The 14,343-nt window shown below is 40.7% G+C and carries 12 protein-coding genes and 1 pseudogene; all 13 read right to left on the bottom strand.

Annotation, left to right across the window (positions count from 1 at the left end; translation table 11 throughout):
• Positions 1-45 precede the first annotated feature (45 nt).
• Positions 46-684, bottom strand: coding sequence for a DUF421 domain-containing protein (locus LPAF129_RS04310; RefSeq protein ID WP_244054930.1), 639 nt, complete (start codon positions 682-684; stop codon positions 46-48).
• Between the two features lie 4 nt (positions 685-688).
• Complete coding sequence (locus LPAF129_RS04315; RefSeq protein ID WP_244054931.1) at positions 689-1,138, bottom strand: DUF3290 domain-containing protein; 450 nt, start codon at positions 1,136-1,138, stop codon at positions 689-691.
• A 157-nt stretch (positions 1,139-1,295) separates the two neighbouring features.
• The gene (locus tag LPAF129_RS04320; RefSeq protein WP_244054932.1) at positions 1,296-2,480 is read right to left on the bottom strand and encodes a GNAT family N-acetyltransferase; all 1,185 of its coding nucleotides are present in this window, start codon (positions 2,478-2,480) and stop codon (positions 1,296-1,298) included.
• Between the two features lie 281 nt (positions 2,481-2,761).
• Positions 2,762-3,856, bottom strand: a complete 1,095-nt coding sequence (locus LPAF129_RS04325) for a DUF871 domain-containing protein (protein WP_244054933.1) — start codon at positions 3,854-3,856, stop codon at positions 2,762-2,764.
• A 172-nt stretch (positions 3,857-4,028) separates the two neighbouring features.
• Positions 4,029-4,448: a DUF3284 domain-containing protein gene (locus LPAF129_RS04330; protein WP_244054934.1), complete on the bottom strand. Its 420-nt coding sequence runs from the start codon at positions 4,446-4,448 to the stop codon at positions 4,029-4,031.
• 174 nt (positions 4,449-4,622) lie between these two features.
• Positions 4,623-5,979 (bottom strand): annotated as a pseudogene (locus tag LPAF129_RS04335) (PTS sugar transporter subunit IIC).
• Between the two features lie 65 nt (positions 5,980-6,044).
• On the bottom strand, positions 6,045-6,749 hold the full coding sequence (locus LPAF129_RS04340; RefSeq protein ID WP_244054935.1) for a GntR family transcriptional regulator: 705 nt from the start codon (positions 6,747-6,749) through the stop codon (positions 6,045-6,047).
• 228 nt (positions 6,750-6,977) lie between these two features.
• Positions 6,978-7,688, bottom strand: a complete 711-nt coding sequence (locus tag LPAF129_RS04345) for an MIP/aquaporin family protein (protein WP_244054982.1) — start codon at positions 7,686-7,688, stop codon at positions 6,978-6,980.
• A 166-nt stretch (positions 7,689-7,854) separates the two neighbouring features.
• Positions 7,855-9,690, bottom strand: coding sequence for a type 1 glycerol-3-phosphate oxidase (gene glpO / locus LPAF129_RS04350; RefSeq protein ID WP_244054936.1), 1,836 nt, complete (start codon positions 9,688-9,690; stop codon positions 7,855-7,857).
• Between the two features lie 150 nt (positions 9,691-9,840).
• On the bottom strand, positions 9,841-11,343 hold the full coding sequence (gene glpK, locus LPAF129_RS04355; protein ID WP_244054937.1) for a glycerol kinase GlpK: 1,503 nt from the start codon (positions 11,341-11,343) through the stop codon (positions 9,841-9,843).
• 836 nt (positions 11,344-12,179) lie between these two features.
• Positions 12,180-12,548, bottom strand: a complete 369-nt coding sequence (gene dhaM, locus LPAF129_RS04360; protein WP_244054938.1) for a dihydroxyacetone kinase phosphoryl donor subunit DhaM — start codon at positions 12,546-12,548, stop codon at positions 12,180-12,182.
• Positions 12,545-13,132, bottom strand: coding sequence for a dihydroxyacetone kinase subunit DhaL (gene dhaL / locus LPAF129_RS04365; RefSeq protein WP_244054939.1), 588 nt, complete (start codon positions 13,130-13,132; stop codon positions 12,545-12,547). Before dhaL ends, dhaM begins: the two co-directional genes overlap by 4 nt.
• A gap of 151 nt (positions 13,133-13,283) precedes the next feature.
• Positions 13,284-14,279: a dihydroxyacetone kinase subunit DhaK gene (gene dhaK / locus LPAF129_RS04370; protein ID WP_244054940.1), complete on the bottom strand. Its 996-nt coding sequence runs from the start codon at positions 14,277-14,279 to the stop codon at positions 13,284-13,286.
• Positions 14,280-14,343 lie beyond the last annotated feature (64 nt).

Genomic DNA, 14,343 nt, shown 5'->3' on the forward strand with positions numbered 1-14,343 from the left:
TGCAAACGTCTCTGACGAGCTTACACTAGATTTAAGGCCAATTCTTTACTTTTGAGAATAAAGTGCAATTTCCCAGTGCTCTTGGCGATATTTTGCCATAAATACATCACGCAAATCTGTTACTCCTTGAGCACGTAGTTCATTTTCCAACCACTCTTGATCATGTCCCATCACTTCCAACACATCTGGATCAATTTGACCATCGACAATCACTGGATAACGAACATCTTCATCATCTTTACCCAACACAGTAATACTCCCATTCTGTTCAAGAATAGCTCGTTTGACCTCACTAACGTCTATCACCCCAGCGGCTCGCAACTTAAAATCAATTTCTTTGGCTGACATATTAGCGCGCAAACAACTTTCAACCTGCAATTGACCGTTTTTAATAATCGTGATCGGTTCACCATCAATAAACTTTCCTAGTAAATGGATGTGGATCTTTAGATAACGAGTCACTAACATCAATAAAGCCCAAATTGAAAGAATCACCACAAATTGTGCCACAGTGATTGCTTGGTTATATAAAATTCCACCAATAATTCCACCTAAGACATAGTTTTGTAATTGGTCCAGCGGAGACGTGGGAGCTAAACTACCTTTTCCGCTAAATTTGATCAATAACGTGATAAAAACAAAGCCAATCACCAATTTGAAAAAAACATCTGAATATGAAAACATCTGCCTAATCTCCTTTAACTTCAATTTTACCAGCAGTTAATTCGACTTTTTCAAGCATATAACCCGAATTATCACTGCTAAACAGCACCCGATAATAGCCCTTAGGACTCTTAATTAACAGGTCACCGTTGCCTGTTTGTGCTTGATTCACACTCAAACGTTCCGGCTTGACCTTTAAACTATGAGCAATTTTTTTAACTAATTCGACTTGTTGTCCGCTTTGCTGAACACTCGTCTTAAAATTGGTATAGTCATTAAATTGCAGTGCTAAAAATAAAATCAGCATTGTCCCAGCAATTACTGCCAAGTCCTTATACTTGATTTCACCCTTATTTCTGAGATAACGAACTGACAATCCCAACACGCTTAATGCTAAAACAGTAATGATCACAACTCGCAAATATGGAAACTTCGCTTGATTTTCTACCAAATATTGATAAGTATAAAATTGCATGGTTCTCCCCTGATTTCTGTGATTAATATTCTTCTATCATACTCGCAAATGACGATTGACAACAGAAAAGAATCCCACTAAACATCAAATTACTGTTTACGCGGGATTCTAGATGTTGCTTATTTAATTGATTCTAACTTAGCTTTGCCACTCTGTATTAGAAATAATCAACTAACTCTGGCGGCTCATTCACCAAAACTTCCATCAACTGGCTGACTGTCTCCGCTTTTAAATGAGCTTTACCACTAAAAACAATATTAGTCAGTCTTTCACTGCCAAATAAAGCTTTCGTCAGTTCTTGAATAGTGATTTGATTCTCAGGTTCAACTGTTTGGTGCAAGTTTTGCTTAACCTGAACTACTCCACCAGTCGCACTAATTTCCCACACTCCACTGTTTTGCGGCAAGCTCTGGTCAACTACTCCAAAAATAATTGGTCCAAATTCAGCTTTGACATAGGGATATCTGTGTAAGAAATCATACAAATCAACAATTCTCACCATCATATATGGTAAGATTTCAGCATTGACCTTTTCTGGATCTAACAACCAGTCTCCATGATAGCGTGGATCAGGTGCATCAAAAACCAGCTGTCTCACTGTATTTTGGTGGTTAAAGATAAACTTCACCAAGTGTTCAAAAGCTGCCGTCGTTTCCACTAGCAGTTCCTTGACCACCAACTCAGTGGTGCTCAACTCATAAATCACATAACCTTGAACCAGATCATAGTCATCATAATAAATACCAACCGACCAATTATTTTTTAGTGGTAAATAGTGCCACCACCATGCCTCACGTAATAATCCGCCTTTCAGCCCCTTCTTGGCCTGCCTTTCATAAAATTGAGCAACGGCTGGCAAATTCTCGGCCAATTTTCCCCGTACTACTCGGCCCTGGCGCTGTTGTGGTGTAAATCTAGGTACAGCCGTATTTTTCACCGTATATTTAATGTGGTTAAAGACTTGTTCATACCCAAACTTGCGATAATATTCATACGAAAACGGTGCTAAATATGACAAAGTCACCCGGTTTATGCTCATTTCATCCAGGGCTGACTGCAGTAATTTCCCAGCACCGCCTTGTCCCGCACTCTCGGGAGCAGTTGCTACATCACCAATGCCGTTCATCGCAAACTGACGACCATGAAAATCAATTTGAAATGGCAAACTATATAAGGCGCTCGTCATTTTTTTATCAGTTTGAATGCCATAAACTAATCCATGTTGGCATCGTTCAAAAAAATACTGTCGTCGCCTTGATTCATCTGGTGCATTAAAAACATACAAGTACAGTTGGTAAAATTTTTCAAAATCAGCTGTACCATACAACCGAGATTCTTTCACAATTAAAACCTCCTAAAAAATAGCTTACTGCTGGGTTTCTGCTGCTTCTTTGGCGACTATTTGCTTATTTGTTCCTACGAATTTACAATACCATATTCTATATTAAAATCAATCAAGTCCTTACAAAGAAATAGTACAACATGTTCATTACATCGTTAGAGTAACTATGATAGTTTTTGTCATCATCCACAGCCAATTCCCCAGTTTGGCAGAGGTCTCTATTCAGAAAAGCAGCCTTAGTCATCTTCGACTAAAACTGCTTTTCTGAATTCAATCTTCAATTATGCTTCAACCAAGTTAAATGTACTCCATGGTTTAAGCAAGTCCAATAATAATAAATCATCAGTCGTCAGTTGACCAACGACATTTCTGCGTCCATCATTTGGCATGTCAGTTAATACTACTTGCAACTCACCCTTATAACGTGGATAGCCATCATTAACTACGACCAGCTGTCCCCGGTGTAACTGAGTAAATTCGCCATGAGCCGGAATACTTTCTGCACTATAAACCACACGTGGCATAGTATCACGCAACAAGTAAGCCGATGCATCGCCACGGTACAAATGAGCTGGAGTTAGAATAATCTTTTGCTCCAAAGCAGTTATATCAGCTGCTAACCGCACGTGGAGCGTTGGGTAGTCAGTCTTAAATGCGGCTGCGACTTCTGCCAATTCAGCTTCAGAAGCATAGGCATTACCGATGATGACATCATCAATCATCCCTGTTAACTGCAGGTGAGTAACTTGGCTAGCTAGACGACGATGACGGTCACTTTCCATGGTTGGCAAACCTTCATTAACTGGCCATGGTCCAAAGCTTGCTTCATGAGATGAAACAAACGCAGCCGTATGCAAGGAATATTGCCGATATTTTTGCGAATAATCCATAAAAATCTCATCGCTTAAACCAGTATATTCTTGCGGATAAAAGTTATGGCAGCCAATCAAATTATCCAATTCAGGCGCATATGCCATAATGCTATCCAGGTAATTCGTACCCTGACTCATATTCAACTCAATCTTTAAACCATAGGGATTATGCGTCATTTGTGCTTCTTCTCTGCCCGTAAACCCTTCGTCTAACCGCATGCCCCAAACACCTAAATCACGGAGAACATGTAAGTCGGTATACTCCAAGCCCAATTCCGCAAAGAGTTCCGGATTAACATCCACTACAGTTTTAAAGCCTAGCTCATTACCATAAGCCACAGTCTTTTTAAACTGCGCTAAAATATCTGCGCCGCCTTCACCCTTTAACTGCAATAGGGAAGTAAAAATCCGAGAATAGCCATACTGTTGGGCTAACTTTAAATACTGTTGATCTTGTTCAAACGTACTTTGCTCTGGGTAAATCGAAACACCTAATTGTCTCATTGCTTAACCTCTCATCTCTGCTAATCATCTCTCGTGCATCTGCTAGTCGTTCACTACTAGGACAACTCCCTTGAAACAGGCCATTCCGCTTATCCCACTTGCTGCTCAAGACCTAAACCGTCTTAAACAGCAAGCCCGATAATGCTCGTGGCCTTCCGTTTCAGGTCGTTCACTACTTATAATACTGCTCTGCCATCTTTCTGGCCATTTTTTTGAATCTTCTTTTATGCAGCCAGCCAAAGGCAAAGGTCCCGATTCTTTGATTAGCACCGGCTTTAGCGTCTTTGGCATGATTATCCTCGGAATACTCTAACTGCGTTTGCCGCTCGTTTTTCGGTTCTAACCGATATTCAACGACAAATTCTTGGTCACCAGTCGTCATGGTATAACCATAGACTTGACTTGGTGTCGCAGAATCAATGTGCATCTGCGCTACTTTGCCAGTTGACCATTTTTTCTCATAGGTATAGCCAGGTAAATCACGCCACGAAATCTTCTTACCCACCTGTGAACGAATATCCTCTAATGCTGATTCGATCAATTCATGGTACAAAAATTCCGCCGGCGCATCTAAAGTCATGCTAATTTTCATGCTTGTCTCTTCCTTCCTCTTTTCGAACGCTGTGTAATAAGCAGCCCGTGATCATCGTACAAACTACTCCAATTCCAAGGACCCACAACCGGGTCGGCAGCTTAAACATGGAACTGCAAAAGATCAGTGCTAAACTTATTCCCAGTGCGAAAACTAGCAAGTTTTTGACTGCTTTCATCCTTTAGCTGGACTCAATTTGTTAGCTGCCTTAACAAATGGTACATAAATCATAAAGCCAATAAACATATTAAAGAGCTGCAATACCACCGCACGCCAGTCCATCGTAGCGATCAAAACGTTGATCACTGGTGGCATTGACCAAATAATTTGGTTCTTGATTGGTTCGACCCAACCAAGTGTCACTGCACCGTAGGCAATTGAAACCATTACTGTTGGTGCCAAAATGAATGGAATAAAGTAAATTGGGTCTAAAACAATTGGCATCCCAAACATCACTGGTTCATTGATGTTAAAAAATCCTGGCGCAAGTGACAGTTTGGCAACTGCTCGTTGATCATCACGCTTCGAGAACATCAAAATAGCCAATAGTAATAGTAAGGTCGAACCAGCACCACCGATCCAGCCGTAAAGGTCAAAACTGTTTCTAGTCCACAAGTATGGTAAGGCCTTGCCTTGTTGGAAAGCATTAATGTTAGCTAACTGAGCTGTTAACCAAATACTGTCCATAACTGGACCCAAAACGTTGGTTCCGTGAATTCCAAAGAACCAGAAAATTTGGACCAAAATCACCATCAAAATCACCGCACCAAAGCCTTGGCTCAGATTCAACAATGGATCTTGTAAAGTCTTAGCGACAAATTCAATCACTGTTGTGCCAACTTTGCTAAAGATGTAACCAATGATTCCGGAAACATATAAAGCGGCTGTTGCTGGAATGATTCCAGTAAAGGCATTCGCAACTGCAGGCGGAACTGAATCAGGCATCTTGATCGTAATATTTTTCTTCATCAACCAGATATAAATCGTGGAAGAAATTGCCCCCATGATCATGACTGTAAAGAAGCCGGTTGAGCCAAAAAATTGACCGAAGTTAAAGTAACCCCCACATGGAGACATCTTTGCCAGTCACAGCGGCACCAGCATCAGTTAAGGCCTTCACAGCCCCTTTGCCCAAAGTTGTTCCTAAATGTAAGGAAGCAGCTTGCGGCAAACTGATGATGAATGAGCCTAAAGTAACGACCCCACCAGTGATCGGTTCGACTTTATATTGTACTGCCAACTGGTAACCGAATGTAAATGAAAAAATCAAACCTAAAATAGCTAAAGTTCCGGTCCAAACCATGGCATTAATATCGATCAGCCATTGCATCGAAGTGACAATTCCAGTCCACCCCATCTGATTAGGGATATCTCTGATCAAAGCGTTCAAAACATTAGCGACCGCCCCAGCCATCATTGCTGGCATAATCGCAATAAAGGCATCACGTAACGCGATCAGCCACCGCACGGAGCCAATTTTTGCTGCAATTGGAACAATATGTTTATCTAACCAATTAATAAATGCGTTCATTTTGTATTACACTCCTATCTTATTATAAGTTGTTGCAAAACTGAAATCTAACTGTCTATTTCTTTTTAAATATCGAGACTTTGCGTGTGATAATACAGTGCTAAATCAGGATAAGCAAAATAAGTCCGTGAAAAGTTAAAAACTTTACCACTAGCCAGATAGTTGATCCCATCTAAACACATGATCTGCTCGTCTTTACGACGTTCCATTAATTCAGCTTGCCTAGCAGTTAGAGCTTGCATATGCACATAGTTTTCAGACGTATTCCCAGTGATTTGATATGCTTCTTTCAAAAAACTAAAAATTGAATGTTCAACACTTTCCTGTGACAAAAACGGAACGACCGCTCGTGGAAAGTATGACTCTTCTAATGAATACAACTTGTCTTTCAAATAACGCAACCGAACTACCTGATACATTTTTTCACCCACATGCACATTTCCGCGTCGGGCTAACTCATCATCTGCTTCGATCACGTCAAACAAAACTACCTTAGAACGCAACGGTCCACCTGAAACCATCGAATTTTTATCGAACCCAATTGAAAGGTTTAAGACCGTCTGTGACTGCAGCGGTTTTTTGATAATGTAATACCCGCTGCCACGGACTCGCCGTAACATACCATGGGCAAATACTACATCTAGCGCCTTACGAATAGTATTCCGACTAACTTGATATTGTTCCACTAACTCTTTTTCCGTTGGTAATTTGTCCGTATATTTGTTGGCCAAAATATCTTGAATGAGTTCCTCAGCTACTTCATGATACATACTTTTTCCTCCTTTCTCGCTAATTTTTAGCAGCACCTGTCAGCGCTAAACTACATCAATTTCAATAAAAATGTATCGGCGCTTATTTTATTTGTGCCCACTAATTATATTACACGCAGAGCTAGTTAAAAGCAATAAAACGTTTTCAAAAAATATAAATTATTTTTGTGATCCAAAAAAAGCCCCGAGACTTTACTAGTCTCAGAGCTTTTAAAAAATATTTTTAGTTTAGATTGGCAAAACGGCGAAGATCAATGCTCCGACGATACCACCAACGATTGGTCCAAAGAATGGAACAACACTGTATGCCCAGTCGTTGCCGCCCTTGTTGGCGATTGGCAAGATAGCATGAGCAATACGAGGACCCATATCACGGGCAGGGTTGATAGCGTAACCTGTAGGGCCGCCAAGTGAAAGACCGATAGCAACAATCAGTAAACCAGCAACTACTGGGTTCAAGCCATCAGCCATTGAACCATGACCAAATGTTGCCAAGCCAAGTGTCAAGACAGCTGTACCAACTGCTTCAGTTACGAAGTTAGCGCCTAAGCTGCGGATAGCAGGTTCTGTAGCGAAAACACCCAAAATTGTATCTGCATCTTTGGTTTCTTTCCAATGTGGAAGGTAAGCTAACCAAACGACTGCGGCACCAAGGATAGCACCTAAGAATTGAGCAATGATGTATGGTACAACAGCAGCCCATTTTGTCAAGCCGATCACTGCGAAAGCGATTGTTACAGCAGGGTTAAGATGAGCAGGGCCCATCATTCCGCCAACGTAAGCACCCATTGTTACGGCTAAGCCCCATCCAAGAGCGATAACGATCCAGTCAGCACCCTGAGCCTTTGATTTGTTCAAGTTGACAGCGGCACAAACACCGTTACCTAATACAAGTAGCACGAAAGTACCGATGAATTCACCGATAGCTTGTGTGGCAATAGTTCCCATAATTTTTCCTCCTATATGTGTTTGAAATAAGGAATTTTAGCTTATTTCAAATTAACTTCATAATCAATATGTAACACTGACAATTAAGTCAGTGTTACAGCCATTCTAAATTGTTAAATGAGTAGTCATTCGAAGTACTGAGTGCGACTTTACTCACTTATTTTTTTAATGCATCCAAACGTGTTTCTGCAATCAAAGCATTCAATTCATCAGCCTGTTTTTGTTTTTCATCAGCTGACCAGTCCAAGACACGAGCCATTTCGTCAACGATGGCATCCTTCTTTTCAGCTAATTTGTCTTCGTGGAACAAAACAAAGTTTGTCCGACGTAAGAGGTAATCAACTGGAGTCAATGTCATTTCTTCATTGATCGAGTAATGCAAACTGATCGTATCAGCTAAAGTCAAACCAGGAGCAACTTCCACATGCCCTGCATATGAAACTACGCGACCTGTGTTTGAACCAAAACGGTTAGCCAAATCTTCAGCTTCATCCTGAGGAATTCCCTTACCAACGGCAAGTTTGGTATAGAAGTCCAAAGTCTTTTCCACGTTAGTTGGGTCAAAGTGACCACCAGAAACTTGCAGTTTAGTAGAATCGATCGTCTTAATTTCAACGTTGAATTCATCCTTCAATGTCTTAGTGATCAATTCCATTGCACCTGCAGCCATCTTACGGTAGTCAGTGATCTTACCACCTGAAAGAGTGATCAAACCATCGTCACCAACGTCAAGTGATGAACCACGTGAAACTTGAGAAGCAGAAACTTCTTTTTCACCGCTAGATGTCTTCAAAGAACTAATTGCTTTTTCAACATCAGCACGTTCAACTTCACCCTGGTTGAATTTACCAACTGTGTCGATCAAGTTTGCAAAACTTTCGTCTGAAACTTTACCAACATTGGCGCCGCCACCATTGTAGTCAGAACCAGCGTTAGAACCAAGCAATGGACGAATTCCGGCCCAAGAAGCTTCAATATCATCAATTGTGATCTTAGCTTCTGGGAAACGGTTGTTAATTGCACTTAACAAGTAGTCGACATCAGCTTGTTCAACTGTTGGGTGAGTATAATCACCAGTGTAATCTGTATCAGTTGTACCAAAGTAAGTTTTACCTTCCCGTGGAACAACGAAGATCATCCGGCCATCATTGAAACCTGAATCAGAATAAGTTGGTTGTGGAACACTTAATCTTGATTCATCAATTACCAAGTGAACACCTTTAGTAGGACGGATCACTTGACCATTATCCCCATTCTTGTCGTCTAAGCCGAGGAACTTAGATGACCATGGACCAGTCGTGTTGATCACTAATTTAGCATTCACATCAAATTCTTCACCAGATAGAACATCTTGGGCTTTAACACCGTTGATCTTACCAGCTTCATCATGAGAAACGCTGACAGCTTTAACACGGCTAGCCATTAAGCCGCCCATTTCTGCAGCTTCCTTGATGTTTTCGATTACCAAACGTGCATCATTGTTAACGTAATCCAAGTAAACACCGGCACCGAGCAGCTTATCGCTCTTCAAACCAGGTTCACGTTGCAAAACTTCGTCACGATCGATCGTGTAGTTAGCGTATTGGCTAGCTTCAACCCCAGCTAAGCGGTCATACAAGTCCATCGCGATTTTAACACTGAACATGTCAAATGTTTGGTCAGGTGTGTCGTAAATTGGCAGCAACATTGGGAATGGCTTTGGAATATGTGGTGCAATTCCTTGAACGACAGCACGTTCCTTAACTGTGTCAGAAACAACCCCAACATCAAAAGTCTTCAGATAACGGATCCCACCATGCACTAATTTAGTTGAACGAGAACTTGTCCCTTCAGCAAAATCTTGCATTTCAAGCAAACCAACTTTTGCACCAGCCTTGGCAGCTTGGATCGCTACACCGGCACCTGTGATCCCACCACCAATAACTAGTAGGTCTAAATCGGTATTCTTAAGGCCGTCAATTGTTTCTTTTCTGGATTTATAAGAAAATTTCAATTCAATATCCTCCTCGTTTTAAATCAAGCTACGTGGAACAATAAATTGTCCCACGTAGACTGTTAACACCGAGTTGCGTAAGGTATTTACCCTATTCAACTACATATTTTTCTCTCTTGCCTGTCAGCTTTTTTAACAGCTTGGTCACTCTTAGTTAGCTGGTTTAAATGATCTTGTTGCAGCAACAGCTTGTGTCCAACCTTCATACAAGTGGTCACGACGAGCTGCATCCATTTTAGGTTCGAAACGTTGGCCAATTTCAAACATGTCTGTTAATTCGTCTGTGTCTTTCCAGAAACCACAGCCAAGGCCAGCCAAGAAAGCAGCACCCATCGCTGTTGTTTCCAAGTTAGCAACACGTTCAACTGGTGTGTCTAACAAGTCTGCTTGGAATTGTAGCAAGTAGTCGTTACGAGCAGCACCACCATCAACACGCAATGCTGGAATTTCGATACCAGTATCTTTGTACATTGTGTCAATAACGTCACGTGATTGGTAAGCCAATGATTGTAATGTAGCCTTGATGAAGTCTTTGTTAGATGTACCACGTGTCAAACCAAAGACAGCACCACGAGCTGCAGAATCCCAGTATGGGGCACCCAAACCAGTAAAGGCAGGAACTACATATACTTCATCATCATTTTCAGATTCGTTAGCGAATTGTTCTGATTCAGGAGCAGATTCGATCATCTTCATCCCGTCACGTAACCATTGCAAAGCAGAACCAGCAACGAAGACAGAACCTTCAAGTACGTAGTTAACTTTACCGTTGATTGAGTAACCAATTGTTGTTAACAAGTTGTTCTTTGAGATGATTGGTTCTTCACCAGTGTTCATCAAAACGAAGGCACCAGTACCGTACGTGTTCTTAACCATACCCTTCTTCAATGCCAATTGGCCGAAGAGAGCTGACTGCTGGTCTCCTGCCATACCAGAAACTGGCACGCGGCTACCGTAGAAGTGATAATCCATTGTGTAACCATAAACTTCTGAGTTACCTTTTGGTTCTGGCAACATAATTTCAGGAATATTCAAAAGCTTCAAGATATCTTTGTCCCAAGCTAAGTCATGGATGTTAAATAACATTGTCCGTGAAGCGTTAGAGTAGTCAGTCACATGTGACTTGCCACCAGTTAACTTCCAAACTAACCATGTGTCAATTGTACCGAAAAGCAATTCACCTTTTTCAGCACGTTCTTGTGCGCCTTCAACATGGTCTAAGATCCAACGGATTTTTGTAGCTGAGAAGTAAGGGTCAACTAACAAACCTGTCTTTTCGTGAATCATGTCTGAATGACCATCGTCAATGATCTTGTTAGCAATGTCAGCAGTCTGACGTGATTGCCAAACGATAGCATTGTAAATTGGTAAACCTGTCTTCTTATCCCAGATCACGGTTGTTTCACGTTGGTTAGTGATCCCGATTCCTTGGATTTGATCAGGTTGAACGCCTGAATTGATGAAAGCATCAGCAACTGTAGCTTGAACCGCATTCCAAATTTCATTGGCATCATGTTCGACCCACCCAGAATTTGGGAAATACTGTGTAAATTCACGTTGACCATCAGCAACCTCTTTACCGTTATGATCAAAAATGATTGCACGAGTACTTGTTGTTCCTTCATCGATCGCCATGATATACTTTTCTGCCATTTGATATCCTCCTAAATTTTGGTCTATTCCATACTTTTTTATGTATAGATAAGAAACCGTTTACTTATTCAACTACGTTATTATAAAACTCTCGTTCAACTTTGACAACCTTATTGCTTACAATATTTCTTTAGGTAAATCTAAATAATGTGATATAGCGTTGATATAACGGGCTTTATCTTACTTCAAAAAAATTTATATTTTTTGATAGTTTGTGAATTCCCTAAACTAAAATAAGTAAACAGTCAAAGGTTGTTTAAAAAGTCAAGTCAATTTTTTAGAATAAAACAGTCAATTTCACTCCTTTTACATAATGAAAAAATTGGAAAATTTATGTATTTTAAAAAGCGTTTTTTAATTTTTATAGCAAGCGCTTTCAAAGGTGATTATAACGAAAGTTACTTGCAAGTGCAACCAAAAAGTATCGATAATTTTCTATTCAATTTGCGTAAAATTCACAAATTGGTCTAGTAAGAGCAACCGGTCATCCCTATTGTTTGGTCTTGCAACTTTTCTATCAAATTAATTCTAGTGAAAAATCCCACTTGGCAGCTTTTCTTTAGCTAAATTTTTTTCAAATTTTAAAATTACAGCTCATTGATTTACTCGGCTTCTTTTGATAGGCCTCTTTCATCCTGTCAACGAGTTTGCATTAATATCTGTCTATGGCATCGCATTTAAATTCAATTTTTTTATCTCAGAGATAATATTTTTTGCCAATTTTCTCTAACAAAAACTTGTTTATTAATAGGCTCAACTCTCTCATATCACATAAAAAGAACCCTACCTTTGCGATAGAGTTCCCCATAACATTGCATTATTTAGCACAGAGTTAATTACTTAATTTTAAGCGGTTTTAACTGTTCTTCCACATCTGCTAACGGAACACCAGCCTCTAATAATGAAGCTGCTGTATAAGCCCCCTCGATCAACGCAGTATCATATAGGTGAATCGTCTTGTCCGACATTTCTTGTGCCATTTCCAAGTTCATCTTTGCGCTACCCAGATCATAGAAGGCCAAAATTTCATCAGCTGCATTGTCGTCAAAAGCCTGACTAATTTTAGCCATGCTTGTTCCAATATCACCATCATCGGTCCCACCAGCGTAAGTTAGCGGTACATCAGCCGCAACTTGCGTTAATAATTTTGGCAACCCCGCTGCAATATCAGGAACGTGTGAAACTATTGTGATTCCTAATGTCATAAGATTCCCTCCGTTTCAATTAAAGCTGTAAACAAATAACCGCTAGACATGGCACCTGGATCCAAATGCCCACTAGAACGTTCACCCAAGTATGAAGCACGACCTTTTTTCGCAATCATTTCTTCAGTACTATTAACGGCCTCGTCGATTTCAGCTTGGGTTAATGAACCAGAAGCTAATTTAGCTGCCAATGGCTCCCAAACATCAACCATCGTCTTGTCGCCGGCTTGTGCGCCACCACGCTTTTTAATGCCTGCGTCAGCTGCTGCAAATAAATCGGCAATTTCAGTCGAGTCCTTACTTTTCTTAGCCATTTCCAAAAAGGCTGTGCCATAAAGTGGGCCAGAAGCTCCACCAACTTTACTGATCAAAGCCATCGCGATCTGTTTAAAAGCTGCGGTCAAATCCGCTGGTGCTTTCGCATCCAATGATTCTTGAACTGCTTTAACACCACGAGCCATGTTATTACCATGATCTCCATCACCGATCGGCGTGTCTAATTCACTTAAATAGTCTTTTTTATCAGTGACTTTCTGTGCAAAAGCATTGATCCATTCTGTTAAATTATCAACTGTTAAAGCCATTCTCATCCATCCTTTTCTGCTAAGGTTTATTGTGAGCTGCTCAAAGCAGCTTCTTCCGCCTATCCAAGCCCAACCTTCAATGCCTAGACCGCATTAAAGGTTAGGCTCCGATATGCTCGGAAGCTAACCGCTTTGCTCCGCTCTGTGTTTTTTACCACCCAATTGTATCTACTTTGTAGTTCAAGTAGTCTAACCACTTATCTTCTTTTAATTCAAAAATTGTTAATGATAATCCGGCCATATCAATCGAGGTCATATAGTTGCCGACTTTCATGAAGGCTGGTGAAATTTCTTTGGCGTTTAAAAGATCCAATAAGTCATGTGAGAAAATATACTGTTCCATCAATGGCGTTGCACCCATTCCGTTCACCATGACCGCATACTTCTTAGAACTGTCTAAGCCTAAGCTCTTATCCAGCTGGCCAACTAATTCCTCTGCCATATCCTTCGAAGCCTTAATTTTTTCACGCTTATACCCTGGTTCACTATGGATTCCAACACCATATTCGATTTCGTCATCTGCTAGTTCAAACCCTGGTTTACCAACTTCTGGCACGGTCGCTGCATGTAAAGCAATTCCAATTGTTTTAATATTTGGCAACACAGCCTGTGCTAATTCTTCGAGTTCATCCAAACTTGCGCCTTGGTCAGCTGCCGCACCTAAAATTTTGTGCATAAAGACTGTCCCAGCAACGCCTCGTTTGCCTTGAGTATACAAACTATCTTCAACTGCGATATCATCATCAACGACAATTGATTTAACTTCAATGTCATCCACATCAGCTAAATCTTTGGCCATGTCAAAGTTCATAGCATCCCCAGAATAGTTTTTAAAAACTAAAAAGACGCCTTTCCCATGATCTGCTGCCTTGATTGCTTCATAGATCTGATCAGGAGTTGGTGACGTAAAGACTTGCCCACAAACCGCACCAGACAACATCCCAGGTCCAACAAAACCAGCATGGGAAGGCTCATGACCAGAGCCCCCACCAGAAACGATACCTACTTTGCCAGCCATTGAATCTTCATTTGACCGAATCACAGCCATTGTTTCAGGAATTTGGCGTAAATACTGTGGGTAAGCACGAACTAGTCCATCAACCATTTCGGGGACAACATTACCTGGTTCATTGATGATTTTTTTCATAATTCACTCACAACCTTTCTCGTTATACCTGTACTATACTAAATTTTATAAAGCGATTACAATC

The sequence above is a fragment of the Ligilactobacillus pabuli genome, from assembly GCF_022836475.1.
Classification (GTDB): Bacteria; Bacillota; Bacilli; order Lactobacillales; family Lactobacillaceae; genus Ligilactobacillus; species Ligilactobacillus pabuli.